Here is a 25941-nt window from a genome sequence, read left to right as displayed (position 1 = left end):
TATCAGCCAGTGATACAGGCGTCCGGCGCCGTGGTGCCGTCTGCGAGAATTGACCCGTGATCTCTCGAATCGATCTGCGCGACGAAGCCCTCCCCGAGGGTGCCGCCCTGCGCGACCTGCTGCCCCGTGCCGAGTTCGACGTGGAAGCCGCCCTGGAAACGGTGCGGCCGATCTGCGAGGACGTCCGGCATCATGGCGCGGCGGCAGTGATCGACTACGGGGAGAAATTCGACCGTGTGCGGGTCCCCAGCCTCCGCGTGCCCGCCGAGGCGATCAGCCGCGCCCTCGAAGAGCTCGACCCGGCCGTCCGGGCCGCCCTCGAGGAGTCCATCCGGCGCACCCGCCTCGTCCACCGCGAGCAGCGCCGCACCACGCACACCACCCAGGTCGTCCCCGGCGGCACGGTCACCGAGAAGTGGATCCCGGTCGAGCGCGTCGGCCTGTACGTGCCGGGCGGCCGCGCCGTCTACCCGTCCTCCGTCGTGATGAACGTCGTCCCGGCCCAGGAGGCCGGTGTCGAGGGCCTGGCCGTCGCCTCGCCCCCGCAGAAGGAGTTCGGCGGACTGCCGCACCCGACGATCCTCGCCGCCTGCGCCCTGCTCGGCGTCGACGAGGTGTACGCCGCCGGCGGCGCCCAGGCCATCGCCATGTTCGCGTACGGAACGCTCGGCACCGCCGACTCCGCCGACGAGCCCGGCTGCGCCCCCGTCAACCTGGTGACCGGCCCCGGCAACATCTACGTGGCCGCAGCCAAGCGCCTCCTCAAGGGCCGCATCGGCATCGACGCCGAGGCCGGCCCGACGGAGATCGCGATCCTCGCGGACTCCACCGCCGACCCCGTGCACGTCGCCGCCGACCTCATCAGCCAGGCCGAGCACGACCCCATGGCCGCCTCCGTCCTCGTCACCGACTCGGAGGAGCTGGCCGCCGCCACCGAGGCCGAACTGAAGACCCAGGTCGCCGCCTCCAAGCACGTCGACGACCGGATCGTCCCGGCCCTGGCCGGCCGCCAGTCCGCGATCGTCCTCGTCCGCGACCTCGCCGACGGCCTCAAGGTCGTCGACGCGTACGGCGCCGAGCACCTGGAGATCCAGACCCGCGACGCGGCCGCCGTCGCCGACCGGGTCCGCAACGCGGGCGCGATCTTCGTCGGCCCCTGGGCCCCGGTCTCGCTCGGCGACTACTGCGCCGGCTCCAACCACGTCCTGCCCACCGGCGGCTGCGCCTGCCACTCCTCGGGCCTCTCCGTGCAGTCCTTCCTGCGCGGCGTGCACATCGTGGACTACACGCGCGACGCGCTCGCCGAGGTCGCCCACCACGTGGTGACCCTCGCCGAGGCCGAGGACCTCCCGGCCCACGGCGCGGCGATCAAGGCGAGGTTCGGTTGGAAGGTGCCCCAGCAGTGACCGAGATCCACATCGACGATCTTCCCGTCCGTGACGAGCTGCGCGGCAAGTCCCCGTACGGCGCGCCCCAGCTCGACGTGCCCGTCCAGCTGAACACCAACGAGAACCCCTACCCGCTGCCCGAGGCGCTCGTCGCCCGGATCGCGGAGCGCGTCGCCGACGCCGCCCGGAGCCTCAACCGCTACCCCGACCGGGACGCGATCGAGCTGCGCACCGAGCTCGCCCGCTACCTCTCCCGTACCGGCAAGCACCCGGTCTCCGTCGAGAACGTCTGGGCGGCCAACGGCTCCAACGAGGTCCTCCAGCAGCTGTTGCAGACCTTCGGCGGCCCGGGCCGTACGGCGATCGGCTTCGAGCCCTCGTACTCGATGCACGCCCTGATCGCCCGCGGCACCGGCACCGGCTGGATCTCGGGCCCGCGCGACGACGACTTCACGATCGACCTGGTCGCGGCCGAGAAGGCGATCGCCGAGCACCGCCCGGACGTCGTCTTCATCACCTCGCCCAACAACCCCACCGGCACCGCCGTCGACGCCGACACCGTCCTCGCCCTGTACGAGGCGGCCCAGGCGGCCAAGCCCTCCATGGTGGTCGTCGACGAGGCGTACGTGGAGTTCAGCCACCGCGACTCGCTGCTGCCCCTCATCGAGGGCCGGCCGAACCTGGTGGTCTCCCGGACCATGTCCAAGGCCTTCGGCGCCGCCGGGCTGCGCCTCGGCTACCTCGCCGCGCACCCGGCCGTGGTCGACGCCGTCCAGCTGGTCCGCCTGCCGTACCACCTCTCCGCCGTCACCCAGGCCACCGCGCTCGCCGCCCTGGAGCACACCGACACCCTCCTCGGGTACGTCGAGCAGCTCAAGGTCGAGCGCGACCGGCTCGTCACCGAACTGCGTGCCCTCGGCTACGAGGTCACCGAGTCCGACGCCAACTTCGTGCAGTTCGGCAGGTTCGCCGACACGCACGCGGCCTGGCAGCGGATCCTCGACCGGGGCGTCCTGGTCCGGGACAACGGCGTACCGGGCTGGCTGCGGGTCACCGCGGGCACCCCCGAAGAGAACGACGCGTTCCTCGACGCGGTCCGTGAACTGATGAAGGAGCAGAAGCGATGAGCCGCGTAGGCCGCGTTGAGCGCACCACCAAGGAGACCTCCGTCGTCGTCGAGATCGACCTCGACGGCACCGGAAAGGTCGACGTGTCGACCGGGGTCGGCTTCTACGACCACATGCTCGACCAGCTCGGCCGGCACGGTCTGTTCGACCTCACCGTCAAGACCGACGGCGATCTGCACATCGACTCGCACCACACCATCGAGGACACCGCCCTCGCCCTCGGCGCCGCCTTCAAGCAGGCCCTCGGCGACAAGGTCGGCATCTACCGATTCGGCAACTGCACCGTCCCCCTGGACGAGTCGCTCGCCCAGGTGACCGTCGACCTCTCCGGCCGTCCGTACCTCGTGCACACCGAGCCCGAGAACATGGCGCCGATGATCGGGTCGTACGACACGACGATGACCCGGCACATCTTCGAGTCCTTCGTCGCGCAGGCCCAGATCGCGCTGCACATCCACGTCCCGTACGGGCGCAACGCCCACCACATCGTGGAGTGCCAGTTCAAGGCCTTCGCCCGCGCCCTGCGCTACGCCTCGGAGCGCGACCCGCGCGCCGCCGGAATCCTCCCCTCCACGAAGGGCGCGCTCTAACCGTGAACGGCCTCTCCACCATCCTCATCGTCGTCGGGCTCTTCCTGCTCGGCGGCATCTACTCCTTCGTGAAGCAGCAGATGCCCAAGGGCCTCATCGCGCTCGTCGCCTTCGGCGCCGCGATGTGTCTCGTCGCCGGCGTGCTGCGGCTGGACGTGTGGGCATGACCGCGAGCACCCCCAAGAAGGTCGTCGTCTTCGACTACGGCTTCGGCAACGTCCGCTCCGCCGAGCGCGCGCTCGCCCGGGTCGGCGCCGATGTCGAGATCACCCGCGACTACGACAAGGCGATGAACGCCGACGGGCTCCTCGTCCCCGGCGTCGGCGCCTTCTCCGCCTGCATGGACGGCCTCAAGGAGGCCCGCGGCGACTGGATCGTCGGCCGCAGGCTCGCCGGCGGCCGCCCCGTCATGGGCATCTGCGTGGGCATGCAGATCCTCTTCGCCCGCGGCATCGAGCACGGCGTGGAGAGCGAGGGCCTCGACGAGTGGCCCGGTACGGTCGAGCCGTTGAACGCCCCCGTCGTACCGCACATGGGCTGGAACACGGTGGACGCGCCCGAGGGCAGCGAGCAGTTCGCGGGCCTCGACGCCGACGCCCGGTTCTACTTCGTGCACTCCTACGCGGTGCGCGAGTGGAGCCTCGAGGTCGGCAACCCCAACATGCGCGCCCCCAAGGTCACCTGGGCCACCCACGGCGAGCCGTTCGTCGCGGCCGTCGAGAACGGCGCCCTGTGGGCGACCCAGTTCCACCCCGAGAAGTCCGGCGACGCCGGAGCCCAGCTCCTCACCAACTGGATCGGAACCCTGTGACTGTGTCTTCCAGGAACCTGCTCGAACTCCTCCCCGCCGTGGACGTCCGCGACGGCCAGGCGGTCCGTCTCGTGCACGGCGAGTCCGGCAGCGAGACCTCCTACGGCTCCCCGCTGGAGGCGGCCCTCGCCTGGCAGAACTCGGGCGCCGAGTGGCTGCACCTGGTCGACCTCGACGCCGCCTTCGGCACCGGTGACAACCGCGCGCTGATCGCCGAGGTCGCGCAGGCCATGGACATCAAGGTGGAGCTCTCCGGCGGTATCCGCGACGACGCCTCGCTCGCGGCGGCGCTCGCCACCGGCTGCACCCGCGTCAACCTGGGCACCGCGGCCCTGGAGACCCCCGAGTGGGTCGCCAAGGTCATCGCGGAGTTCGGCGACAAGATCGCCGTCGGCCTCGACGTGCGCGGCACGACCCTGCGCGGCCGCGGCTGGACCCGCGACGGCGGCGACCTGTACGAGACGATGGCCCGCCTCGACGCCGAGGGCTGCGCCCGCTACGTCGTCACCGACATCGCCAAGGACGGCACGCTCCAGGGCCCCAACCTGGAGCTCCTGAGGAACGTCTGCGCGGCCACCGACAAGCCCGTCGTCGCCTCCGGCGGCGTCTCGTCCCTGGACGACCTGCGGGCCCTGTCCGGTCTCGTCCCGCTGGGCGTCGAGGGCGCGATCGTCGGCAAGGCGCTCTACGCCAAGGCGTTCACCCTGGAAGAGGCGCTGGAGGCGGTGGCCGCCGTATGACCGATTCCGTACGCAAGGTGGTGACCGGCGCGCCCTGGGAGGAGCAGTTCGGCTACTCCCGCGCGGTGGAGCTGCCGAACGGCCTGGTCCTGGTCTCCGGCTGCACGTCGGTGGTCGGAGGCCAGATCACCGGGGGCGGCCCCTACGAGCAGACGGTCAACTCCTTCAATGTGGCCCTCGACGCGCTGAAGCAGCTGGACCTGGGCGCGGAGCACGTCGTACGGACCCGGATGTACATCACGCACGCCCGGGACGTGGACGAGGTCGGCCGCGCCCACAAGGAGTTCTTCGACACCGTCCGTCCGGCCGCGTCGATGATCATCGTCTCCGGCTTCGTCGACCCGAGCCTGGTCGTCGAGGTCGAAGTCGAGGCGTATCGGGCGGAGGCGTCCGCATGAGCCTCGCCGTACGCGTGATCCCCTGCCTGGACGTGGACAACGGCCGCGTCGTCAAGGGCGTCAACTTCCAGAACCTCCGTGACGCGGGCGACCCCGTCGAGATGGCCAAGCTGTACGACGCCGAGGGCGCCGACGAGCTGACCTTCCTCGACATCACCGCCTCCTCCGGGAACCGCGAGACCACCTACGACGTGGTGCGCCGTACCGCCGAGCAGGTCTTCATCCCGCTCACCGTGGGCGGCGGGGTCCGCGCGGCCCAGGACGTCGACAAGCTGCTGCGGGCCGGGGCCGACAAGGTGGGCGTCAACACCGCCGCCATCGAGCGCCCCGAGCTGATCCAGGAGATCGCGGAGCGCTTCGGCCGCCAGGTGCTCGTCCTCTCCGTGGACGCGCGCCGCACCGAATCGGGCTCCTTCGAGGTCACCACCCACGGCGGACGCCGGGGCACCGGCATCGACGCCGTCGAGTGGGCGCACCGGGCCGCGGAGCTGGGTGCGGGCGAGATCCTGCTGAACTCGATGGACGCGGACGGCACCAAGGACGGCTACGACACCGAGATGATCGCGGCCGTGCGCAAGCACGTCACGGTCCCGGTGATCGCCTCCGGCGGCGCCGGCAAGCTCTCCGACTTCGCGCCGGCCGTCGCGGCGGGCGCGGACGCGGTGCTCGCCGCCTCCGTCTTCCACTTCGGCGATCTGCGGATCTCGCAGGTCAAGGACGCGCTGCGGGAGGCGGGCCACCCGGTCCGCTGAGCGGTCGTCACGAAGGGCCCCCACGGGGGCCCTTCTTCTTCCCCAGATGTGCAGGATTATTTGTGCAATTTCTGTTGTGCAAGTTTTCCTGCGCATCTAGGGTCGGTGTCATGACCTCGCAGGAGAACCGTCGGATCACCGACCTCGGCACCCTCAAGGCCATCTCGCACCCGCTGCGGATGCGCCTCTACCGCGCCCTCTTCGTGGCCCGCACCGCCACCGCCTCCCAGCTCGCCGACCAGGTCGACGAGGCCGTCTCGCTCGTCAGCTACCACCTGCGCAAGCTCGCCGACCACGGCCTCATCGAGGAGGCCGAGACCCGGTCGGCGGACGGCCGCGAGCGCTGGTGGCAGCCCAGCTCGTACGGCGTCTCCATCCACGACGAGGACGTCCGGGGCACCCCGGAGCTGGCCGCCGCGAGCGACGCCCTCGGCCGCACCATCAACGAACAGCGCACCGAACTCCACCGGCGCTTCCTCGACGAGCGGCTGACCTGGTCCGACGCGTGGCGCTCCGCCTCCATCAGCTCCGAGTGGCTGCCCCGGCTCACGGCCGCCGAGCTCACCTCGCTCGGCGAGGAGCTCGAAGCCGTCTTCGAGAAGTACGACCAGAAGGCCCGCGCCGCCGAAGCGGCCGGCGAGACCGAGGGCCGCGAGAACGTCGCCATCCACCTCCACGCGTTCCCGTACCACTCGTGACGGCCACCCGGCTCGCCCCCGTCGAGCACCCCGCCTACCGCGACCCGAACATCCTGCGCTGGCTCGGCGCGTACACCGCCTCCGCCACCGGCGACATGGTCTACCACCTGGCCCTCTCCTGGGCCGCCGTACAGAGCGGCACCCCCGCGCAGGCCGGGATCGTCCTCGCCCTCAGCGCCGTGATGCGCGCCCTGCTCATGCTCGGCGGGGGAGTGGTCGCCGACCGCTTCGGGCCCTGGCGGGTGGTCATATCCTCCGACGCCGTCCGCTGCGTCGTCGTCCTCGGCGTCGCCGCGACACTGGCGCTCGCCACCCCCGGCCTCTGGGTCCTCGCCGCCGTCGCGCTCGTCTTCGGAGCCGTGGACGCCGTGTTCATGCCCGCCGTCGGTGCCCTGCCGCCACGGATCGCCTCCTCAGGACAGCTCGGCAGGGTCCAGGGGATGCGGGGCCTCGCCTACCGGATCTCGGTCCTGGTCGGCGCCCCGCTCGGCGGCCTCGCGGTCGCCCTCGGCGGGTCGGCCGCCGCGTTCGCCGCCGCCGGGCTGCTCTTCGCCTTCTCGCTGCCCCTGCTGCTCACGCTCCGCCTCCGGCCGCTGCCGACCGACGAGGCGGCCCGCGAGAAGACCACCGCGCTGCAGGATCTCACCGACGGACTGCGCTACATCCGCCGCCACCGCGTCCTCGGCCCGCTGATGATCGTCGTCGCCCTCAGCGACCTCGGCTTCGTCGGCCCCCTCAACGTCGGTCTCGCGCTCCTCTCCGACCTGCGCGGCTGGGGCGCCGCCGGCATCGGCTGGATCCTCGCCGGCTTCGGTACGGGCGCGGGGGCCGCGTCCCTGCTCCTGACCGTCCGGGGCCGCGTCCCGCGCGCCGGGTTCGTCCTCTCCTGGACCATCGCCCTCGGCGCGGTGTCGATCGCCGCCCTCGCGTACGTACCGCGGCTGCCGGTGGCCGTCGCCGTGTCCGTCGCGGTCGGCCTGCTCGCCGGCCTCAGCGGCGCCCTGTGCGGAGCACTCACCCAGACCGAGTGCGACCCCGCCTACCTGGGCCGGGTCACCTCGGTGTCCACCTTCTTCAGCCTCGGCATCGCCCCGCTGAGCTTCCCGCTCACCGGCGCGGCCGTCGGCCTGTGGGGCCCCGCACCGGTCTTCACCGCCAGCGCCGCCGTCTGCGCCCTCGGCGGGATCTACGGCCTCTCGGTGAAGTCCCTCCGCCGCGCCGAGCTGCCCCGCACCGAGACGGCCTAGATCCCCAGCTGCTTCGCCTCCCGCAGCCGCTCGATCGCCTCGGGCTCGCCGTCCAGGGCCACCTTCGCCGCCGCCTGGCGGCCGTACAGGTACATCACGAGCTCGCCCGGCTCCCCGGAGGCCGTCACCACCGGAGTGCCGCGGTGCGCCACCGCCGTCTGGCCGTTCGGACGGCGCAGCACCAGGCCCACCGGGGCCTTCCGGCCGAGAAGCCGGGCCATGCGCTCCACACGGGACCAGAGGGCGTCCGCGAAGACCGGGTCGAGCTCGCGCGCCGACCAGTCCGGCTGGGCCCGCCGCACGTCCTCCGCGTGGACGTAGAACTCGACGACGTTCGCCCCCTCGTCCACCTGCTTGATGGTGAACGGGGAGAACCGCGGCGGCCCCGTACGGATGAGCTGGATCAGCTCCTCGTACGGCTTGTCGGCGAATTCCGCCTGCACCCGGTCCTGCCGCTCCTTCAGCGCCGGTACGAGCGAGCCCGCCGCGGCGTCCGGGCGCCGCTCGCGGACCACCACATGGGCCGCGAGGTCCCGGGTCCGCCAGCCCTCGCAGAGCGTCGGGGCGTCCGGGCCCGCCGCCTCCAACAGATCGGCGAGCAGAAGCCGTTCACGTTTCGCATGGGTCGACATGCCCGCCAGCGTACGACCGGGGACGCCGGTCCGCCCAGTGGACGTCCCGCCGGACACCCCGCCCGAGCGCGGCACAATGGCGCCATGAGCAGCAATCTCGACCCGGCCATCGCCGCCCGCCTCAAGCGCAGCCCCGACGGGCTCGTGCCCGCCATCGCCCAGCAGTACGACACAGGCGAGGTGCTGATGCTCGGCTGGATGGACGACGAAGCCCTCCACCGCACCCTCACCACCGGCCGCTGCACCTACTGGTCCCGCAGCCGCAACGAGTACTGGGTCAAGGGCGACACCTCCGGGCACGTCCAGCACGTCAAGTCCGTCGCCCTCGACTGCGACGCCGACACCGTCCTCGTCAAGGTCGACCAGGTCGGAGCCGCCTGCCACACCGGCGACCGCACCTGCTTCGACGCCGACGTGCTCCCGCTCTCCCAGTAAGGTCTGGCGCCATGGATCTCGAGACCTTCCGCAAGCTGGCGGCCGACCGCCGCGTCATCCCCGTCAGCCGCAGGCTCCTCGCGGACGGCGACACCCCGGTCGGGCTCTACCGCAAGCTCGCCGCCGAACGCCCCGGCACCTACCTCCTCGAATCCGCGGAGAACGGCCGCAGCTGGTCCCGCTACTCCTTCGTCGGAGTCCGCAGCGACGCCACCCTCACCGTCCGGGACGGCGAGGCCCACTGGCTCGGCACCCCGCCCGTCGGCGTCCCCACGGACGGCGACCCGCTCCAGGCCCTGCGCGCCACGGTCGAGACCCTCCACACCCCCCGGAGCCCCGAGCCCGGGATGCCCCCCTTCACCGGCGGCATGGTCGGCTACCTCGGCTACGACATCGTCCGCCGCCTGGAGAAGATCGGGGACTCCACCCGCGACGACCTGAAGCTCCCCGAGCTCACCATGCTCCTCACGAGTGACCTCGCGGTCCTCGACCACTGGGACGGCACGGTCCTGCTGATCGCCAACGCGATCAACCACAACGACCTGGAGACCGGCGTCGACGAGGCGTACGCGCACGCCGTCGCCCGCCTCGACGCCATGGAGGCCGACCTGGCCCGCCCGGTCGCCACCGTCCCCGCCGCCCTGCCCGCCTCCGAGCTCCCCGAGTTCTCCGCGCTCTGGGGCGGCCCGGCCTACCAGGACGCCGTCGAGGACATCAAGGAGCGCATCCGGGCGGGCGAGGCCTTCCAGGTCGTCCCCTCCCAGCGCTTCGAGACCCCGTGCGCCGCCTCCGCGCTCGACGTCTACCGGGTCCTGCGGGCCACCAACCCCTCCCCGTACATGTACCTCTTCCGCTTCGAGAACGGCTTCGACGTCGTCGGATCCAGCCCCGAGGCCCTCGTCAAGGTCGAGGACGGCCACGCGCTGCTCCACCCCATCGCCGGCACCCGGCACCGCGGCGCCACCCCGCAGGAGGACCACGACCTCGCCGAGGAGCTGCTCGCCGACCCCAAGGAGCGCGCCGAGCACCTCATGCTCGTCGACCTCGGCCGCAACGACCTCGGCCGGGTCTGCGCGCCCGGCTCCGTGGAGGTCGTCGACTTCATGTCCGTCGAGCGCTACTCGCACGTCATGCACATCGTCTCCACCGTGACCGGCAAGGTCGCCGAGGGACGGACCGCCTTCGACGTCCTCACCGCCTGCTTCCCGGCCGGCACGCTCTCCGGCGCGCCCAAGCCCCGCGCCATGCAGATCATCGAGGAGCTCGAACCCTCCCGGCGCGGCCTGTACGGCGGATGTGTCGGTTATCTCGATTTCGCCGGCGACGCGGACACGGCCATCGCCATCCGCACCGCCCTGCTGCGCGACGGCACCGCGTACGTGCAGGCCGGAGCGGGTGTCGTCGCGGATTCCGATCCGGTCGCCGAGGACAACGAGTGCCGCAACAAGGCCGCGGCCGTGCTCCGCGCCGTCCACACCGCCAACCGGATGAACGGCTCCTGAGCCCGTAGGGGATAGTGGGGTACGTGAGTGCCGTACCCGTACCCGTACCCCAGCCCCGGGCAGCCCGCGTGGCCGTCCCCACCGGCGGAGGCCGCCGCAGCCTGGCCGCGGCCCTCTTCCTCGGCGCCCTCGGTGCCACCGTCGTCCTGCTCTCCGCCGGCCAGATCTGGGCGGAGGGCGTCGCGTCCGTCGGCGGCGGCACCGTCCCCGTCGAAGCCGACGGCGGCGCCGTCACCGGTGTGCCGACCGCCCTCGCGATCGTCGGACTCGCCGCGCTCTTCGCCGTCTTCGCCGTCCGCCGCACCGGCCGCACCCTCGTCGCCGCGCTCCTCGCGCTGAGCGGCGCGGGCGCCGCGCTCGCCGCGGTCCTCGGCGCCTCCGACAGCTCCGCCCTGGACGCGGAGGCCGCCCGGATCAGCGGCGACACGGCCGCCGTCGTATCCGGCCTGACCCATACCGCCTGGCCGTACGTCACGGCCGCCGGCGCCGCCCTCATCCTGCTCGCCGGCCTCTTCGCGCTGCGCTTCGGCAAGACCTGGCCGGCGATGGGCGGCCGCTACGAGCGGTCCGCGACCCCGCGCACCGGGCGCACGGCCCCCGCGGTCGACCCCGACCGCCCCGAGGACCTCTGGAAGGCCCTGGACCGCGGCGAGGACCCCACCCGCGGCGAGTGAGCCGACGACGGTGACGCGGAGGGCTCACCGCGACGCGTGATCGTCCGGGCACCCCCGATTCATCCTCGCGCGCCCGCGTGCGGGACAATGAGCACGGAGTGTCCGCGCACGCGAGACCTCACCACCGAGCAACAGCAACGAGGAGCAACTCATGGCGGGCAGCGCCCACGGACACACCCCGGCCGCCTGGACCGGTGTCATCATCTCCTTCATCGGCTTCTGCATCGCCGGCGTCTTCATGGTGGCCGCCAACCAGCCCGGATTCTGGGCGGGCATGGGTGTCATCGTCCTCGGCGGCATCGTCGGCGGCGCGATGAAGGCCGCCGGCCTCGGCATGCCGAAGGAGTCGGCGGCCGTCGCCGCCGCCCGCGAGACCGCGACCGCGACCGCGCAGGCCCGTTCCTGACGCGACACGACGCACCCGAAAGCGCAGTCCGGACGTGCCGGGCTGCGCCTTCGCGCGTCAGGGGCGAGAATCACCGGGTGGACCCGCAGCCGACGGCCGAAGCCGCAGCCGAAGCCGAACCCCAGACCAGAGCAGCAGCACCCCTCGCCCGACCGGGTGAATCCGCCCGGGCGGATGCTCCGGGGCCTGCCGCACCCGCGGGACCCGGAGCGTTCACCGGCGTACCCCCCGCTCCACCGCGGCCCCGGCCGCTCGCCCGGCGGCTGCTCGCGCCTGTCGCGACCCTCGCCGGGGTCGCCGCCGCCTTCGCCTACGTCGGGGCCGTCGACCCCAACGAACCCGGGCACTACCCCGTCTGCCCCCTGCTCCGCCTCACCGGCGTCTTCTGCCCCGGGTGCGGCGGACTCCGCAGCGCCCACGCCTTCGCCCACGGCGACCTCCCGGCCGCCCTGGGCGCGAACGCCCTCGCCGTCCTCGGCTACGGACTCTTCGCCGTCGTCATGGTCCTGTGGCTGGTTCGCGCCATACGCGGGGTGCCGATGCGCCTCGCGATCTCCCCGGCCTGGTGGTGGGGGATCGGGGCCGTCCTCGCCCTCTTCACCCTGGTCCGGAACCTCCCCTTCGGCTCCGCGCTGGCCCCGTGAGGGTCGTCGCGCTCCCGGGCAAACCCCGACGGGAGTCCCAGCAGGTGGGACGCCACTCCGGCCGATGCGAGTCCGGGGCCGTCCTGCGGATAGGATCGATGTGGCTGAACCTGGTTCCTCATCACCATCACCGTCCCGGAAGGGGGCCCCTCGCGTGAGTGTGCTCGACGAGATCATCGAAGGCGTACGCGCCGACCTCGCAGAGCGGCAGGCGCGGGTCACCCTCGACGAGCTCAAGGAGCGCGCCGCCAAGGCGCCGCAGGCCAAGGACGGCGTCGCCGCACTGCGCGGCGACGGCGTCAAGGTGATCTGCGAGGTCAAGCGCTCCAGCCCGTCCAAGGGTGCGCTCGCCGCGATCGCCGACCCCGCAGGACTCGCCGCGGACTACGAGGCGGGCGGCGCGGCCGTCATCTCCGTCCTCACGGAACAGCGCCGCTTCGGCGGCTCCCTCGCCGACCTGGAGGCCGTGCGCGCCCGGGTCGACATCCCCGTCCTGCGCAAGGACTTCATCGTCACCGCGTACCAGCTCTGGGAAGCCCGGGCGTACGGAGCGGATCTCGCGCTCCTCATCGTCTCGGCCCTGGAGCAGGAGGCGCTGGTCTCCCTCATCGAGCGTGCCGAGTCCATCGGGCTGACCCCGCTGGTCGAGGTCCACGACGAGGACGAGGTCGAGCGTGCCGTCGACGCGGGCGCCCGGATCATCGGCGTCAACGCCCGCGACCTCAAGACCCTCAAGGTCGACCGCACCACCTTCGAGCGTGTCGCCCCCGAGATCCCGGCGCACATCGTCAAGATCGCCGAGTCCGGCGTCCGCGGCCCGCACGACCTCATCGCGTACGCCAACGCCGGCGCCGACGCGGTCCTGGTCGGCGAGTCCCTCGTCACCGGCCGCGACCCGAAGGCCGCCGTCGCCGACCTGGTCGCCGCCGGCGCCCACCCGGCCCTCCGCCACGGCCGGAGCTGACCCCGACATGACCGTCGTCCCCGCCACGCCGACCCCTCCGGGCCTCGCCCGGGGGACCGTCGGCGTGCCGTCGGCGGTCACCGGGCGTGGCGGCCGGTTGCGTACCGCCGCCGCGTTCGTCCCCGCGCCGCACGCCCCGCTGGCCCGGGGCTGCCGACCGCGCGGCTGCCGCGCACCCGCCCGCCGTGTCCACGGCCGCCGGGTCCGGTACGTGATCGGCGACGAGCCCGGCCAGGTCAACGGCATGCGATGGCGCGAGCGCCCCGCGCGCACCACCACGAACACCACCACCGCCTGACCAAGGCCTACCCTCGCCTCCGCCACCCCGTCGTGGCCGGGGTGCCCTCACATGGGAACGCGGGTACGGCCCTGACGGGGCGCGGTGTCGGCGTTCGTGACGAGGTCGCGCGCATATCGTGACCACCGTCAGCACGTCACCCGGGGCGCCCCGCCCCGCGAGGAGCATCCGCATGTCCAGCGAGTTCTTCATTCCGGACCTGGAAGGCCAGGTCCCCACCGCCGAGGGGTACTTCGGCGCGTACGGCGGCAAGTTCATCCCGGAGGCCCTCGTCGCCGCCGTGGACGAGGTCGCCGTCGAGTACGACAAGGCCAAGTCCGACCCCGAGTTCGCCCGCGAGCTCAACGACCTGATGGTCAACTACACCGGCCGCCCGAGCGCCCTCACCGAGGTCCCCCGGTTCGCCGAGCACGCCGGCGGTGCCCGGATCTTCCTCAAGCGCGAGGACCTCAACCACACCGGCTCGCACAAGATCAACAACGTGCTCGGTCAGGCCCTGCTGACCAAGCGCATGGGCAAGACGCGGGTCATCGCCGAGACCGGCGCCGGCCAGCACGGCGTGGCCACCGCCACCGCCTGCGCCCTCTTCGGCCTCGACTGCACCATCTACATGGGCGAGATCGACACCCAGCGCCAGGCCCTCAACGTGGCCCGGATGCGGATGCTGGGCGCCGAGGTCATCGCCGTGAAGTCCGGCAGCCGCACCCTCAAGGACGCCATCAACGAGGCCTTCCGCGACTGGGTCGCCAACGTCGACAGGACGCACTACCTGTTCGGCACCGTCGCCGGCCCGCACCCCTTCCCCGCCATGGTCCGCGACTTCCACCGGGTCATCGGCGTCGAGGCCCGCCGCCAGATCCTGGAGCGCGCCGGACGCCTCCCCGACGCGGCGATCGCCTGCGTCGGCGGCGGTTCCAACGCCATCGGCCTCTTCCACGCCTTCGTCCCGGACGCGGGCGTGCGCCTGATCGGCTGCGAGCCGGCCGGTCACGGCGTCGAGACCGGCGAGCACGCGGCCACCCTCACCGCCGGCGAGCCCGGCATCCTGCACGGTTCGCGCTCGTACGTCCTCCAGGACGAGGAGGGCCAGATCACCGAGCCGTACTCGATCTCGGCCGGCCTCGACTACCCGGGCATCGGCCCCGAGCACGCGTACCTCAAGGACAGCGGGCGCGGCGAGTACCGGGCCGTCACCGACGACGCGGCCATGCAGGCGCTGCGGCTGCTCTCCCGTACCGAGGGCATCATCCCGGCCATCGAGTCGGCGCACGCCCTCGCCGGGGCCCTGGAGGTCGGCAAGGAGCTCGGCAAGGACGCGCTGCTCCTCGTCAACCTCTCCGGCCGCGGCGACAAGGACATGGACACGGCCGCCCGCTACTTCAGCCTGTACGACACCGACGCCGAGGTCGCCGCTGACGCCGGCACCGGCATCGCGGAGATCGAGGGGGACGCCAAGTGACCGGCAACATCCAGCTGCTCGGCGAGACCCTCGCCAAGGCGAAGTCGGAGAACCGGGCGGCGCTCATCGCCTACCTGCCGGCCGGCTTCCCGACCGTCGACGGCGGCATCGCGGCCATCAAGGCCGTCTTCGACGGCGGCGCGGACGTCGTCGAGGTCGGTCTGCCGCACAGCGACCCGGTCCTCGACGGCCCGGTCATCCAGACGGCCGACGACATCGCCCTGCGCGGCGGCGTCAAGATCGCCGACGTCATGCGGACGGTCAAGGAGGCCTACGAGGCCACCGGCAAGCCCGTCCTCGTCATGACGTACTGGAACCCGATCGACCGGTACGGCATCGAGCGCTTCACCGAGGAGCTCGCCGCGGCCGGCGGCGCGGGCTGCATCCTGCCCGACCTGCCGGTCCAGGAGTCCGCCGTCTGGCGGCAGAACGCCGACAAGCACGGTCTCGCCACCGTCTTCGTCGTCGCGCCCAGCAGCAAGGACGCGCGCCTCGCCACCATCACCGCGGCCGGCTCCGGCTTCGTCTACGCCGCCTCGCTCATGGGTGTCACCGGCACCCGCGAGTCGGTCGGCGAGCAGGCCGCCGACCTCGTCCGCCGTACCCGCGCCACCTCCGAACTGCCGGTGTGCGTCGGACTCGGCGTCTCCAACGCCACCCAGGCGAAGGAGGTCGCCGTCTTCGCCGACGGCGTCATCGTCGGCTCCGCCTTCGTGCAGCGGATCCTCGACGCCGACGGCGACGAAGCCGCAGGGCTCGCCGCCGTAAGGGAACTGGCGGGCGAACTCGCGGCGGGCGTGCGCCGCGTTTCGTAACCCATTCGGGTGGATCCGGGACCGGGGAGGCACGTACGTGCCTCCCCGGTTCGTTGCTGTGGGCGTGAGCGAGAAGAACCGTGGTGACGGTAACCGGAGCGCGCGGGAGCGCCTCCAGCAGCAGCGCGAGCGCGACAAGGCCCGCGAGAAGCAGCGGCGCGTCCTCATCGTGTCGGCGGCGGTGGTCGGAGTCCTCGGCCTGGCCGCGGTCGTCGGGGTGATCGCCGCGAACAGCGGCGACGACGGAGGATCGGACAAGGCGGGCCCGGTGGTGGCGCCGACGGGGTCCGTCGAGGGCGACAAGCCCGCCATCCCCACGGGCAAGGCGGACGCCCCGTCGACGCTCGCGATCTGGGAGGACTTCCGCTGCCCGGCGTGCGCCCAGTTCGAGAACGTCATGCGGGACGCCATCCACGAGCTGGAGGCCTCCGGCGCGCTCAAGGCCGAGTACCACCTCGCCACCCTCATCGACGGGAACATGGGCGGAAGCGGCTCGCTGCGCGCGGCGAACGCGGCCGCGTGCGCCCAGGACGCGGGGAAGTTCACCGCGTACCACGACACGCTCTACATCAACCAGCCGCCGGAGACGGACGACGCCTTCGGGAACAACGCCAAGCTGCTCGAACTGGCGGCGAAGGTGCCCGGGCTCGACACGCCCGCCTTCCGCAGCTGTGTCGAGGACGGCACGCACGACACCTGGGTGGCGAAGTCGAACGAGGCCTTCCAGAACGGCGGCTTCCGCGGCACCCCGACCGTCCTCCTCAACGGCGAATCGATCTTCCCGACGAAGGGGAACGAGCAGATCTCCCCGGAGAACCTGAAGAAGTGGGTCGCCGAGGCCAACAAGGGCAAGAAGCCGGGCACGGCCTCTCCGGCGGCCTCCTCGGCCGCTCCCTCGGCCGGATAGTCCGGCGGGTGCGTCCGGCGGGTTAGTTACCCATACGTTGCCGGGTGGGCTGCCGTCGCGCCCGCCCGGCAAGGTAGCGTCGGACCTGCCATGGACCTTGCCTACATTCCCAGCCCGTCGACCGGCGTGATCCATCTCGGACCGGTCCCGCTGCGCGGCTATGCCTTCTGCATCATCATCGGTGTCTTCGTCGCCGTCTGGTACGGCAACAAGCGCTGGATCGCCCGGGGCGGCACCGCCGGCACCGTGGCCGACATCGCCGTCTGGGCGGTGCCCTTCGGCCTCGTCGGCGGACGCCTCTACCACGTGATCACCGACTACCAGCTGTACTTCAGCGAGGGTGAGAACTGGGTCGACGCCTTCAAGATCTGGGAGGGCGGCCTCGGTATCTGGGGCGCCATCGCGCTCGGCGCGGTGGGTGCCTGGATCGGCTGTCGTCGACGGGGCATCCCGCTTCCGGCGTACGCGGACGCGATCGCGCCCGGTATCGTCCTCGCCCAGGCCATCGGCCGCTGGGGCAACTGGTTCAACCAGGAGCTCTACGGCAAGCCGACCGATCTGCCCTGGGCCCTGAAGATCACCGAGAGCGCGAACCGCGAGGCCGGGCTGTACCACCCGACCTTCCTGTACGAGTCGCTCTGGTGCGTCGGCGTCGCCGTCCTGGTCGTCTGGGCCGACCGCCGCTTCAAGCTGGGCCACGGGCGCGTCTTCGCCCTCTACGTCGCCGCGTACTGCGCGGGCCGCGCCTGGATCGAGTACATGCGTGTCGACGAGGCGCACCACGTGCTCGGCCTGCGGCTGAACGTGTGGACGGCGATCATCGTCTTCGTGCTCGCGGTGACCTACATCGTGATCTCGGCGCGGATCCGGCCGGGACGCGAGGAGATCGTGGAGCCGAAGGCTGACAAGGCTGACAAGGCTGACAAGGCCGAGAAGGCCGGGGACGACGACGGGTTCGAGGACTCCGACGACGTCGTCGTGGACGGTGAGCTCGAGGACGCGGCTCCGGACGCGGACGGCGCGGACGACGCGCGCACGGATACGGATACGGACGTGGAGCACGGTGCCGACAACGGCGCCGGGTCGGCCGCCAAGGGCTGATCCTGCTCTCCTCCTTCGTCGAAGGGCCGTCGGGACCGAGAGGTTCCGGCGGCCCTTTCGCATGCAGGGGGTCAGGCCGTGCGGGAGGCGAGGGCGAGGACCCGGTGGGCGCCCTCCACGACCGCCGCGTCGACGAAACGGCCGTCGGGGAGGGCCAGGGCGCCCCGGCCGGTCGCCGCCGCCGCGACGACCTCCCGCGCCGCGTCGACCTCCTCCGGGGTGGGGAGGTAGGCCCGCTCGATGACGGGGAGCTGGCGGGGGTGGATCGCGGCCCGGCCGAGGAAGCCCATCGCCCGGCCCCGGGCACAGCCGGAGGCCAGGGCGTCCAGGTCGCCGATGTCGGGGTGGACCGACTGGGCGGGCGGGGGCAGGGCGGCCGCGCGGGCGGCGACCACGACGCGGCTGCGCGGCCAGTCGAGCCCGCGGTCGTCCCGTACCCCGAGGTCGGCGCGGAGGTCGGCCTCGCCGAGCGCGATGCCGCGCACGTCGGGGTGGGCGGTGGCGATGGCATAGGCGTGCTCCACGGCGAGGGCGTTCTCCAGGAGCGGGTAGAGGGGGAGACCGGGGGCGAGGCCGGCGATCCGGTGGATGTCAGTGGCGTGTGTCACCTTGGGTACACGGAGACCGCAGAGGCCGGGGAGGGGGGCCAGGGTGGGGATGTCGAGCGGGGAGTGGACGCGGACGTGCACCGGGACGGGGTGGGCGTCGGCGAGCAGATCGACCGTGGCGTCGAGGGCGTACGCCTTCCGGTGCGGGGCGACCGCGTCCTCCAGGTCGACGATGACGACGTCGGCGCCGGAGGACAGGGCCTTGCACACGACCTCGGGGCGGTCGCCGGGGACGTACAGCCAGGTGAGGGGAGTGCGCAGGCGCTCCATATCGTTCATACCGCTCCCTGGGCGCGGAGGGCGTCGATCTCGGCGGGCGTGAGGCCGAGCTCGGTGAGGACGCCGTCGGTGTCGGCGCCGTGGGGGCGGCCGGGCCAGCGGATCGCCCCGGGAGTCTCGGAGAGCCGGAAGAGCACGTTCTGCATCCTGATCGGGCCGAGCTCCGGGTCCTGCACCTCGGTGACGGTGCCGAGCGCCTGGTACTGCGGATCGTCGAGGACGTCCCGGATGTCGTAGACCGGGGCGATGGCGGCCTCGGCCTTCTCGAAGCAGGCCATGGCCTCGTCGCGGGTGTGGCGCGCGATCCAGGTGCCGACCGCCTCGTCCAGGACGTCCGCGTGCTCGGCGCGGCCCGTGCCGTCGGCGAACCACGGCTCGTCGACGAGCTCCGGACGCCCGACGAGCCGCAGCACGCGCTCGGCGATCGACTGGGCCGAGGTGGAGACGGCCACCCAGGAGCCGTCGGCGGTCCGGTAGGTGTTGCGCGGGGCGTTGTTGCGGGAGCGGTTGCCGGTGCGGGGCTGGACGTAGCCGAGCTGGTCGTACCAGAGGGGGTGGGGTCCGATGACGGAGAGCATCGGTTCGATGATCGCCATGTCGACGACCTGGCCGCGGCCGGTCGTGTTCCTGGCGGTGAGCGCGGTCATCACCGCGTACGCGGTGGCGAGGGCGGCGATCGAGTCGGCCAGGCCGAAGGGGGGCAGGGTGGGCGGGCCGTCGGGCTCGCCGGTGATGGAGGCGAAGCCGCTCATCGCCTCGGCGAGGGTGCCGAAGCCGGGGCGGTGGGCGTACGGGCCGAACTGGCCGAAGCCGGTGACGCGGGCGAGGACGAGACGCGGGTTGACGGTGGAGAGCTCCTCCCAGCCCAGACCCCAGCGTTCCAGGGTGCCGGGGCGGAAGTTCTCCACGATCACGTCGGCTTCGGCGGCGAGCTTGAGGAGCGTGTCGCGGCCGCCCGGCGCGGAGAGGTCGAGGGTCATCGTCCGCTTGTTCCGGCCGAGGACCTTCCACCACAGACCGACGCCGTCCTTGGCGGGGCCGTGGCCGCGGGACGGATCGGGCTTGCGGGGGTGCTCGACCTTGATGACCTCGGCGCCGAAGTCGCCGAGCATCGTCGCGGCGATCGGTCCGGCGAAGAGGGTCGCGAGGTCCAGGACGCGCAGTCCGTGGAGGGGAGGCGCGGGGGGAGCGGCGCTGTGCGGGGCGGCGGTCTGTGGGGTGGTCGTCATACGGGGTCGGCCTCCAGGTCGTCGAGGGAGCCGAAGGCCGCCTCGATCTCGGTCCGGTACGGCATCGAGGTCGACGCGCCCTCGCGCTGGACGGACAGCGCGGCGGCGGTCTGCGCCCAGGCGAGCGCCTCCGGGACGGGCCGGCCCTCGCCGAGGGCGACCGCGAGGGCACCGACGAAGGTGTCGCCGGCGGCGGTGGTGTCCACGGCCCTGACGCGGGGGGCGGGCACGGTGACCGGCTCGGCGCCCCGTGCCGCGTACAGGCTGCCGGCCGCGCCCAGCGTGACGACGACCTCGGGGACGTCCCGCAGCAGGGCCTGGGCGGCGGCGCGCGGGTCGGTCAGTCCGGTGAGCGCGGCGGCCTCGTGCTCGTTGGGGACCAGCAGGTCGGTGGCGGCGAGGAGTTCGGGAGGGAGCGGCTGGGCGGGGGCGGGCGTGAGGACGGTGCGGACGCCGAGGCGGCGGGCGGTCGCGGCGCCCTCGGTGACGACGGAGAGGGGGAGTTCGAGCTGGAGGAGCAGGGTGTCGGCGGTGCCGATGAGGGCTTCGTCGCCGTGGCTGAGGGAGGTGACGGCGGCGTTGGCGCCGGGGACGACGACGATCGCATTGCCACCCTCGTCGTCGACGACGATGTGGGCGGTGCCGGAGGGGCCCTCGGCGGTCCGCAGGAGGTCGGTGTCGACCGCGCAGTGCTCCAGGTTGGCCCGGAGGCGTGCGCCGAAGTCGTCCGCGCCGACCGCGCCGATCATCGCCACCTCGGCTCCGGCGCGGGCGGCGGCCACCGCCTGGTTGGCGCCCTTGCCGCCGGGGACCGTGCGGAACGCGCGGCCGGTGACCGTCTCGCCGCGGGCGGGGGCCCTCGGTACGTAGGCGACGAGGTCCATGTTCATGCTGCCGAGTACGACGATGCTGGTCATGGGCGTACTGCCTCCAGATGTGTCAGTTCGGCCAGGGTGTCGAAGCCGATGCCGTCGAACGACGGGACCGAGGTCGCGAGACGGTTCTTGAGAGGGGTGGTCCAGCGTTCCGGCAGCCGGTCGGGGTGACCGGCGAGCAGCCCGGCGACCGAACCGGCGGTGGCGCCGTTGGAGTCGGTGTCCCAGCCGCCCGACACCGCCGCGCAGACGGAGCGGGAGAAGTCGCCGTCGCCGTGGGTGAGGGCGGCGGCGAGGAGGGCGGCGTTGGGGACGGCATGGACCCAGTGGTACCCGCCGAGCCCCGCGTGCAGGCGGTCGACGACCGTGTCGAAGTCGTCGTGGGCGCGGGCGGAGTCGATGCCGAGGCGAACGGCCTCGGCGAGGCGGGAGCGCGGCGGGATCACGGTCAAGCCGGCTGCGAGCGACCGGTGGACGTCGGCGGTGCCGGTCGCGGCGGCGGCGAGGGTGGCGGCGACGAACATGGCGCCGTAGACGCCGTTCGTGGTGTGGGTGAGCGCCGCGTCCCGGTAGGCCTGCGCGGCGGCGGCGACCGGGTCGCCCGGGTGGGTCCAGCCGTGGACGTCCGCCCGGATCTGGGCGCCGATCCACTCGCGGAAGGGGTTGCGGCGGACGGCGGTGAGCGGGGGCTCGACGCCGTCGAGGAGGTTGCGGTAGGCGACGCGCTCGGCGGTGAAGGTGCGGCCTGCGGGGAGTTCGTCGAGCCAGAGGCGGGCGACGTCGGCGGTGGTGAAGTCGCGGCCGTACCGCTGGAGGAGCAGCAGATTGAGGAGGGGGTAGTTGAGGTCGTCGTCCTCGGGCATCCCGTCGATGTTCTCGGCGAGGGAGGTGGTGGCGGACCGACGGTTCCAGGGGTGGGCGGCGAGCAGCTCAGGTGGTACGCCGCGGGCGGTGAACCAGGTGGAGAGGGGCCAGTTGCCGGCGGCGCGGGCGAGGGCGCGGATGGCGGGGAGGGGCAGCTTCTCGACGGGCTTGCCGAGCAGACACCCCACGGCCCGCCCGAGCCAGGCGGCGTGCAGCCGGTGGAGGAGGGCGTCGCTTTCCCCCACCCCGCCCCTTCCCGAAACCCTGACGAGACCGGGATCGCCGCCCCCGACCCCCCGGGGTCCCGGCGCTTCACGCGGGTGGAGTCGCGGGGCTTCGCCGTCGGTTCCGGCAGGGTCGCGGGGAGAAGTGGTGAGGGGGGTCGTCAGGGCCTGGATGCTCGGGAGTGACGTCGGTTCGTGGTGCGAGGAAGGGGTGGGGAGGGACGCCAGGGTGTCCAGGAGTTCCTCTGCGAGGGGGCGGAGGTCCGGGCGGGGTGCGGCGGAGGCGCCGGCCGTCTCCGGGGCCGGGGGGCCGCCCGCCGCGTACCAGCGGCCGGCGATCGCGCGGGCGTCGCGGCCGTCCTCCCCCGCCAGGCGGAGCTCGTGGCCCACCAGGTCCTCCGGCTGCACCCAGGTCAGCCGGAGGTTCACCGGTCCGCGCTCGTCAGTGTCGCGAACGCCGCCTCGTGCGCCCGGCGCGCCTCCTCGTCCTGGGCGAAGACCTCGCGCGTCACCCTGGCCAGTGCCGCCGCCGGGGCGTGCAGGTCGAGCCGGCTCGCCTCCGCGACGCGTTTCGCCCAGTCGGCGGGGACGGCGGACTCGCCGTGCAGCGCGCCCACGATCGCGCCCGCCATCGTGGCGATCGAGTCGCAGTCACGCCCGTAGTTGACCGACCCCAGGACCGTACGGCGGTAGTCGCCCTCGCCGACGAGGAGCATGCCGAGGGCGATGGGGAGTTCCTCGATCGCGTGCAGGCGAGACGGGCGGCGGGCTCCCAGGGACGGGGAGCGGTAGTCCGGTCCGACCGTGTCGAAGGGGGCCACCGCCGTCCGGAGCGGGGCGAGCGCGGACTCGAAGTCCGTGTGGCGGGCCGCCACTTCGGCGACCGCTTCGATCGCCGACCTCGTGCCGTCCTTGGCGAGAGACAGGACGGTGTCGACGACCGTGCGAGGCGTGGCGCCCGGTGCGCACGCCGCCGCTACCGCCGCCGCGAACACGCCCGCCGCCTCCCGGCCGTACGACGACTGGTGCGCGCCCGCGACGTCCAGGGCCTCGGCGTAGGCGGCCGCCGGGTGGGCGGCGTTGACGAGTCCGACCGGTGCCATGTACATCGCGGCGCCGCAGTTGACGATGTTGCCGTCACCGGCCTCGCGCGGGTCCACGTGGCCGTAGTGGAGCCGTGCCACGAGCCACTTCTCGGCGAGGAAGATCCGCTGGAGGGGGAGCGCCTCGGCCTCCAGCTCCGGGATCCAGACGGGGGCGCCCATGAGTTCGGGGACGAGGAAGTCCGCGACCGCGTACGCGTCGAGGTGGCCGCGGACCTTCTCGTACACCCGGATCAGGGCGTGGGTCATCAAGGTGTCGTCGGTGACGTGCCCGTCGCCCTTGTGGTACGGCGCGATGGGGCGGGCGGTGCGCCAGCCGTCGCCGTTCCACGGGCGGACGATGCCGGTGACGCGGCCGCCGTGACGTTCCAGGATCTGCTGGGGGGTGTAGCCCTCGACGGGGCCGCCGAGCGCGTCGCCGACGGCGGCCCCGAGGAGGCTGCCGGTGATCCGGTCATCCAGGGTGGGCACATCCAGTGTGGGGGTCATGTCGGAATTGTCCACCTGAGGTGGTCGGTTCCGTGGCTCCTAGCAGCCCGGCGAGTTCGACCAGATCCGTCCCAGCGAACCTCGGCAGCGCGCACCCCGCCAGCGTCCGGCAGGCCTCGCGCCAGGTCGCCGGCACCGAACGGCCGCCGCCCAGCGCCCCGGTGAGCGCACCCGCGAGCGCGGGGGCGGAGTCCGCGACGCGGGAGAGGCAGACGGCGGCCGGTACCGCGGCCGTCATCTCGCCCCGGGCGGCGGTGGCGAGGGCCAGGGCGACCGGGACGGTCTCGGCCGCGGCGATCCCGTAGCTGTAGACGTGGTCCACGATCTGGTGCTCCAGGAGCGGGACCAGTTCGAAGGCCGAACCGGCCGTCTGGGCCAGCTTCACCGCGTACCGGGCGTTGCGGCCGATCTCGGTGACCTGCGGGAGTTCGGCGAGCGCCGCCTCGACGGCCTCGCCGACCGTCCCCCCGCCGAGCGCCGCGGCGATGGCCGCCGCCATCGCGCGGGCGCCGTGGACGCCGTCGCCGTCCTGGGTGTACCGGGCGTCGAACTCGGCGAGTTCGGCGGCGGCGCGCGGGTCGCCGGGGTGGACGACGGCGAGGACGACGGCGCGGACGCAGGCGGCGTCGTCGAAGTAGTGCGGGTTGTCGTGGCCGGTGGCGGGCGGGCGCAGGCCGGTGGCGAGGTTGCCGAGCCCGGCGCGTACGGAGATCCGGGCGCGGAGCGGGAGGATGGCGGACTCGACCTCGGGGGCGCGGTCGGCGGCGGCGGCGACCTGGCCGGCGAGGGCGTTCCAGGCGAGGTCGACGGCGGCGCGGATGCGGCGCTCCGGGGGGAGGCCGGCGAAGACGGGGCCGGAGGCGGTGAGGATCGCCTCGGCGGTGAAGGCCGCCCACTCGGCGTCGTCGGAGGGGCCGAGGCGGAGGGGCTCGGGGGGCTGGTTGAGGGCGATGGGGACGGGGAGGGTGGTCGTCGCGTTCTGCTCGGCGAAGGTGTCGAGCTCGCGGGTGAGGCGGCGGGTCCACTCCGGCATGCGGGCGGCGCGGTGGCGGGCGGCGGGCCAGCCGGCGGCGTCGCCTGCGGCGAGCCCGAGGAGGAGGCCCTCGACGGCGTCGCGGCCGGCCCTGGGCGGGGCCTGTGGCCGGGGGGCCTCGTGGGCGCCGCCCCATGAACCGGTGCCCCGCACCGGGGCGGGGTCCAGTGTGTCGGCGCCCGGGAGCGGGGGCGTGAGCTGTGCGCCCGGCACCGGGGCCGCCGGGGCCTCGGGGTCACCGAACAGGAGGCCGGAACCCGGCATCGGGGGCTGTGCCCACCCTCCCCCAGAGCTTCGCAGGGGAGGTTCCCCCAGCCCTGCGGGACGATGGCCCACAGCGGTGGCGGCGGGAGTGCCCGCGGCGGACGCGACCGCAGGGGCGGTGCCCGCGGCGGTGGTGGCGGGAGTGCCCACGGCGGTGCCCGCGGCGGACGCGACCGCAGGGGCGGTGATCGCAGCGGGCGTCGCGTGAGCGGCGCTCGTGGCGGGGGTGGCCGTGTCGGCGGTCGTGGGTTCCGTCGTGGTGTCGGCGCTCATGACAGGGTTTCCTCCGGGGTCAGAAGGTCCGCGACGTCCAGGACGTGGTAGCCGCGCATGGAGGGCAGGCAGCTGCCGGTGACCGGGGCGATCGCCGTCGCCCATTCCTCCGGGATCGCCGGAGCGCCCGACATCGCTCCGGCCAGGGCGCCGGCGACCGCTGCCGTCGTGTCGGCGTCGCGGCCCATGTTGACCGCGGTCAGGACCGCCGTACGGAAGTCCCCGCGGGCCGCCGCGAAGGCGCCGAAGGCCAGGCCCACCGCCTCCGGCGCCAGGTCCGTCCACGGGTAGCCGCCGATGACGACCGCCGAGCGGACCTGCCGCTCGCGGGTGAGCGGGTCCGGCTGGACGCGCTGGGCGGCGACGACCGCGCGGCGCAGGGAGCGGGCCGTCCAGGAGTCCATCGGGACGACGGACAGGGCCGCCGCGATGATCGAGGTCACCCCCGCGCCCGCCATCGCCGCCGCGACGCCCGCCGCGACGGCCTGGCCCCCGTAGATGCCCTCTCCCTCGTGGCTGACGCTGCCGTCGATCGCGACGAGGCGCGCCGCCTCTGCCGGGCGTCCGGCGGCGAAGACCCCGAACGGCGCGGCGCGCATCGCGAGCCCGTCGCTCCAGGCGTGACGGTGCTGGGCGGAGATGGGCGCGGCGAGCCCCCGGCGAAGGTTCTCCAGCGTGCCGCGCTCCGAGAAGCCCGCGCCGCGGAAGGGGCCTTCGTCGAGGTCGGCGATCCAGTGGTGCCAGGCCCGTTCGACGTGGTGGACGGTGAGCGCCGAGCCGTGCCGGGCGAGGAGCAGGGCCGAGAAGATCGCGTACTCGGTGTCGTCGGTGCCCGCCGGACGGTCCGTCACGAAGCCCTCGATGCGGCCCCACCGGCGGCGGATCTCCGAAGGGCGCATGTTCTCCGCGGGGGCTCCGAGGGCGTCGCCGACGGCGAGGCCGAGGAGCGCCCCTCTCGCCCGTTCACGCGTGTCGCATGCCGTGGTCGTCATTCTCGCGGCCCCTTCCTCGGTGGGGGCGCGCGGTTCGGCGCGCCCCGATGCCTGGATCTGTGCCACCGCGGGCCGCGAACTCGCCGAAGAAACGTCTCTGTCACCCGGCTGACACCTCGC

Annotated in this window: 29 protein-coding genes; 21 read left to right on the top strand and 8 right to left on the bottom strand. The window is 73.3% G+C overall.

Annotated features, from left to right (window positions below; genetic code table 11):
- Positions 1-56 precede the first annotated feature (56 nt).
- From hisD to ACIBG6_RS24955, 10 genes are all read left to right on the top strand, one after another.
- Entirely contained in the window at positions 57-1406 is a 1350-nt protein-coding gene (gene hisD / locus ACIBG6_RS25000) for a histidinol dehydrogenase (RefSeq protein ID WP_399224790.1), read from the top strand.
- A 5-nt stretch (positions 1407-1411) separates the two neighbouring features.
- Positions 1412-2515: a histidinol-phosphate transaminase gene (locus tag ACIBG6_RS24995; protein WP_399225032.1), complete on the top strand. Its 1104-nt coding sequence runs from the start codon at positions 1412-1414 to the stop codon at positions 2513-2515.
- Positions 2512-3105, top strand: a complete 594-nt coding sequence (gene hisB / locus ACIBG6_RS24990; RefSeq protein WP_015032911.1) for an imidazoleglycerol-phosphate dehydratase HisB — start codon at positions 2512-2514, stop codon at positions 3103-3105. The genes ACIBG6_RS24995 and hisB overlap by 4 nt, the downstream gene beginning before the upstream one ends.
- A gap of 2 nt (positions 3106-3107) precedes the next feature.
- Positions 3108-3272 (top strand): hypothetical protein, encoded by a 165-nt coding sequence (locus tag ACIBG6_RS24985; RefSeq protein WP_187623890.1) that lies wholly within the window; start codon positions 3108-3110, stop codon positions 3270-3272.
- Entirely contained in the window at positions 3269-3916 is a 648-nt protein-coding gene (gene hisH / locus ACIBG6_RS24980) for an imidazole glycerol phosphate synthase subunit HisH (protein ID WP_399224789.1), read from the top strand. Before ACIBG6_RS24985 ends, hisH begins: the two co-directional genes overlap by 4 nt.
- 2 nt (positions 3917-3918) lie before the next feature.
- Positions 3919-4656, top strand: a complete 738-nt coding sequence (gene priA, locus ACIBG6_RS24975) for a bifunctional 1-(5-phosphoribosyl)-5-((5-phosphoribosylamino)methylideneamino)imidazole-4-carboxamide isomerase/phosphoribosylanthranilate isomerase PriA (protein WP_399224788.1) — start codon at positions 3919-3921, stop codon at positions 4654-4656.
- Entirely contained in the window at positions 4653-5054 is a 402-nt protein-coding gene (locus tag ACIBG6_RS24970; protein WP_399224787.1) for a RidA family protein, read from the top strand. Before priA ends, ACIBG6_RS24970 begins: the two co-directional genes overlap by 4 nt.
- Complete coding sequence (hisF, locus tag ACIBG6_RS24965; RefSeq protein ID WP_399224786.1) at positions 5051-5806, top strand: imidazole glycerol phosphate synthase subunit HisF; 756 nt, start codon at positions 5051-5053, stop codon at positions 5804-5806. The genes ACIBG6_RS24970 and hisF overlap by 4 nt, the downstream gene beginning before the upstream one ends.
- A 110-nt stretch (positions 5807-5916) precedes the next feature.
- Complete coding sequence (locus ACIBG6_RS24960; RefSeq protein WP_399224785.1) at positions 5917-6504, top strand: ArsR/SmtB family transcription factor; 588 nt, start codon at positions 5917-5919, stop codon at positions 6502-6504.
- Positions 6501-7751 (top strand): MFS transporter, encoded by a 1251-nt coding sequence (locus ACIBG6_RS24955; protein ID WP_399224784.1) that lies wholly within the window; start codon positions 6501-6503, stop codon positions 7749-7751. Before ACIBG6_RS24960 ends, ACIBG6_RS24955 begins: the two co-directional genes overlap by 4 nt.
- Here the strand turns inward: ACIBG6_RS24955 and ACIBG6_RS24950 are convergent.
- Positions 7748-8383 (bottom strand): TIGR03085 family metal-binding protein, encoded by a 636-nt coding sequence (locus ACIBG6_RS24950; protein ID WP_399224783.1) that lies wholly within the window; start codon positions 8381-8383, stop codon positions 7748-7750. The two genes, ACIBG6_RS24955 and ACIBG6_RS24950, sit on opposite strands and share 4 nt — an antisense overlap.
- Positions 8384-8467: 84 nt before the next feature.
- Between ACIBG6_RS24950 and hisI the strand changes: the two genes are divergently transcribed.
- The 11 genes from hisI to lgt all read left to right on the top strand — a co-directional run bounded on the left by hisI (position 8468) and on the right by lgt (position 17588).
- The gene (gene hisI, locus ACIBG6_RS24945; protein ID WP_024757910.1) at positions 8468-8818 is read left to right on the top strand and encodes a phosphoribosyl-AMP cyclohydrolase; all 351 of its coding nucleotides are present in this window, start codon (positions 8468-8470) and stop codon (positions 8816-8818) included.
- A gap of 11 nt (positions 8819-8829) precedes the next feature.
- Entirely contained in the window at positions 8830-10320 is a 1491-nt protein-coding gene (locus ACIBG6_RS24940) for an anthranilate synthase component I (protein WP_399224782.1), read from the top strand.
- 14 nt (positions 10321-10334) lie between these two features.
- Positions 10335-10994, top strand: coding sequence for a TIGR02234 family membrane protein (locus tag ACIBG6_RS24935; protein ID WP_399224781.1), 660 nt, complete (start codon positions 10335-10337; stop codon positions 10992-10994).
- A gap of 151 nt (positions 10995-11145) precedes the next feature.
- The gene (locus ACIBG6_RS24930; protein WP_399224780.1) at positions 11146-11400 is read left to right on the top strand and encodes an HGxxPAAW family protein; all 255 of its coding nucleotides are present in this window, start codon (positions 11146-11148) and stop codon (positions 11398-11400) included.
- A gap of 77 nt (positions 11401-11477) precedes the next feature.
- Positions 11478-12044: a DUF2752 domain-containing protein gene (locus ACIBG6_RS24925; RefSeq protein WP_399224779.1), complete on the top strand. Its 567-nt coding sequence runs from the start codon at positions 11478-11480 to the stop codon at positions 12042-12044.
- 154 nt (positions 12045-12198) lie between these two features.
- On the top strand, positions 12199-13008 hold the full coding sequence (gene trpC / locus ACIBG6_RS24920; RefSeq protein ID WP_399224778.1) for an indole-3-glycerol phosphate synthase TrpC: 810 nt from the start codon (positions 12199-12201) through the stop codon (positions 13006-13008).
- Between the two features lie 7 nt (positions 13009-13015).
- Positions 13016-13306, top strand: coding sequence for a tryptophan biosynthesis modulator TrpM (gene trpM, locus ACIBG6_RS24915; RefSeq protein ID WP_399224777.1), 291 nt, complete (start codon positions 13016-13018; stop codon positions 13304-13306).
- A gap of 172 nt (positions 13307-13478) precedes the next feature.
- Positions 13479-14765, top strand: a complete 1287-nt coding sequence (trpB, locus tag ACIBG6_RS24910) for a tryptophan synthase subunit beta (protein WP_399224776.1) — start codon at positions 13479-13481, stop codon at positions 14763-14765.
- Complete coding sequence (gene trpA, locus ACIBG6_RS24905; RefSeq protein WP_399224774.1) at positions 14762-15580, top strand: tryptophan synthase subunit alpha; 819 nt, start codon at positions 14762-14764, stop codon at positions 15578-15580. Before trpB ends, trpA begins: the two co-directional genes overlap by 4 nt.
- Before the next feature lie 64 nt (positions 15581-15644).
- Positions 15645-16487, top strand: a complete 843-nt coding sequence (locus ACIBG6_RS24900) for a DsbA family protein (RefSeq protein WP_399224773.1) — start codon at positions 15645-15647, stop codon at positions 16485-16487.
- A gap of 90 nt (positions 16488-16577) precedes the next feature.
- A complete protein-coding gene (lgt, locus tag ACIBG6_RS24895; protein ID WP_399224772.1) occupies positions 16578-17588 on the top strand; it encodes a prolipoprotein diacylglyceryl transferase in 1011 nt (336 codons plus the stop codon).
- Between the two features lie 71 nt (positions 17589-17659).
- Here lgt and ACIBG6_RS24890 read toward each other — a convergent pair whose 3' ends face one another.
- Genes ACIBG6_RS24890 through ACIBG6_RS24860 form a run of 7 tightly spaced genes read right to left on the bottom strand, consistent with a single transcriptional unit; the run spans position 17660 to position 25821 of the window.
- The gene (locus ACIBG6_RS24890; protein ID WP_399224771.1) at positions 17660-18475 is read right to left on the bottom strand and encodes an HpcH/HpaI aldolase/citrate lyase family protein; all 816 of its coding nucleotides are present in this window, start codon (positions 18473-18475) and stop codon (positions 17660-17662) included.
- The gene (locus tag ACIBG6_RS24885; protein ID WP_399224770.1) at positions 18472-19704 is read right to left on the bottom strand and encodes a CaiB/BaiF CoA transferase family protein; all 1233 of its coding nucleotides are present in this window, start codon (positions 19702-19704) and stop codon (positions 18472-18474) included. Before ACIBG6_RS24885 ends, ACIBG6_RS24890 begins: the two co-directional genes overlap by 4 nt.
- Positions 19701-20621 carry a ribokinase gene (rbsK, locus tag ACIBG6_RS24880; RefSeq protein ID WP_399224769.1) on the bottom strand — a complete coding sequence of 307 codons (921 nt, stop codon included), beginning with the start codon at positions 20619-20621 and terminating at the stop codon, positions 19701-19703. Before rbsK ends, ACIBG6_RS24885 begins: the two co-directional genes overlap by 4 nt.
- Positions 20618-22096, bottom strand: coding sequence for an ADP-ribosylglycohydrolase family protein (locus ACIBG6_RS24875; RefSeq protein WP_399224767.1), 1479 nt, complete (start codon positions 22094-22096; stop codon positions 20618-20620). The genes rbsK and ACIBG6_RS24875 overlap by 4 nt, the downstream gene beginning before the upstream one ends.
- Entirely contained in the window at positions 22093-23259 is a 1167-nt protein-coding gene (locus tag ACIBG6_RS24870) for an ADP-ribosylglycohydrolase family protein (RefSeq protein ID WP_399224766.1), read from the bottom strand. The genes ACIBG6_RS24875 and ACIBG6_RS24870 overlap by 4 nt, the downstream gene beginning before the upstream one ends.
- On the bottom strand, positions 23225-24829 hold the full coding sequence (locus ACIBG6_RS24865; RefSeq protein WP_399224765.1) for an ADP-ribosylglycohydrolase family protein: 1605 nt from the start codon (positions 24827-24829) through the stop codon (positions 23225-23227). Before ACIBG6_RS24865 ends, ACIBG6_RS24870 begins: the two co-directional genes overlap by 35 nt.
- Positions 24826-25821, bottom strand: a complete 996-nt coding sequence (locus ACIBG6_RS24860; RefSeq protein WP_024759535.1) for an ADP-ribosylglycohydrolase family protein — start codon at positions 25819-25821, stop codon at positions 24826-24828. The genes ACIBG6_RS24865 and ACIBG6_RS24860 overlap by 4 nt, the downstream gene beginning before the upstream one ends.
- Positions 25822-25941: the final 120 nt, after the last annotated feature.

Origin of the sequence: Streptomyces sp. NPDC050842 (assembly GCF_044456565.1) — a bacterium.
Classification (GTDB): Bacteria; Actinomycetota; Actinomycetes; order Streptomycetales; family Streptomycetaceae; genus Streptomyces.
This window is presented reverse-complemented; position numbering and strand designations above follow the sequence as displayed.

Bases quoted from the DNA above. Each gene is read 5' to 3' on its own strand.
- hisF (WP_399224786.1), top strand. From the start codon at position 5,051: ATGAGCCTCGCCGTACGCGTGATCCCCTGCCTGGACGTGGACAACGGC.
- ACIBG6_RS24865 (WP_399224765.1), bottom strand. From the start codon at position 24,829: ATGAGCGCCGACACCACGACGGAACCCACGACCGCCGACACGGCCACC.
- ACIBG6_RS24860 (WP_024759535.1), bottom strand. From the start codon at position 25,821: ATGACGACCACGGCATGCGACACGCGTGAACGGGCGAGAGGGGCGCTC.
- ACIBG6_RS24890 (WP_399224771.1), bottom strand. From the start codon at position 18,475: ATGAACGATATGGAGCGCCTGCGCACTCCCCTCACCTGGCTGTACGTC.
- ACIBG6_RS24930 (WP_399224780.1), top strand. From the start codon at position 11,146: ATGGCGGGCAGCGCCCACGGACACACCCCGGCCGCCTGGACCGGTGTC.
- lgt (WP_399224772.1), top strand. From the start codon at position 16,578: ATGGACCTTGCCTACATTCCCAGCCCGTCGACCGGCGTGATCCATCTC.
- rbsK (WP_399224769.1), bottom strand. From the start codon at position 20,621: ATGACCAGCATCGTCGTACTCGGCAGCATGAACATGGACCTCGTCGCC.
- ACIBG6_RS24870 (WP_399224766.1), bottom strand. From the start codon at position 23,259: ATGACCCCCACACTGGATGTGCCCACCCTGGATGACCGGATCACCGGC.
- trpM (WP_399224777.1), top strand. From the start codon at position 13,016: ATGACCGTCGTCCCCGCCACGCCGACCCCTCCGGGCCTCGCCCGGGGG.
- hisI (WP_024757910.1), top strand. From the start codon at position 8,468: ATGAGCAGCAATCTCGACCCGGCCATCGCCGCCCGCCTCAAGCGCAGC.
- ACIBG6_RS24885 (WP_399224770.1), bottom strand. From the start codon at position 19,704: ATGACGACCACCCCACAGACCGCCGCCCCGCACAGCGCCGCTCCCCCC.
- hisH (WP_399224789.1), top strand. From the start codon at position 3,269: ATGACCGCGAGCACCCCCAAGAAGGTCGTCGTCTTCGACTACGGCTTC.
- ACIBG6_RS24950 (WP_399224783.1), bottom strand. From the start codon at position 8,383: ATGTCGACCCATGCGAAACGTGAACGGCTTCTGCTCGCCGATCTGTTG.
- ACIBG6_RS24940 (WP_399224782.1), top strand. From the start codon at position 8,830: ATGGATCTCGAGACCTTCCGCAAGCTGGCGGCCGACCGCCGCGTCATC.
- hisB (WP_015032911.1), top strand. From the start codon at position 2,512: ATGAGCCGCGTAGGCCGCGTTGAGCGCACCACCAAGGAGACCTCCGTC.
- ACIBG6_RS24960 (WP_399224785.1), top strand. From the start codon at position 5,917: ATGACCTCGCAGGAGAACCGTCGGATCACCGACCTCGGCACCCTCAAG.
- trpB (WP_399224776.1), top strand. From the start codon at position 13,479: ATGTCCAGCGAGTTCTTCATTCCGGACCTGGAAGGCCAGGTCCCCACC.
- ACIBG6_RS24970 (WP_399224787.1), top strand. From the start codon at position 4,653: ATGACCGATTCCGTACGCAAGGTGGTGACCGGCGCGCCCTGGGAGGAG.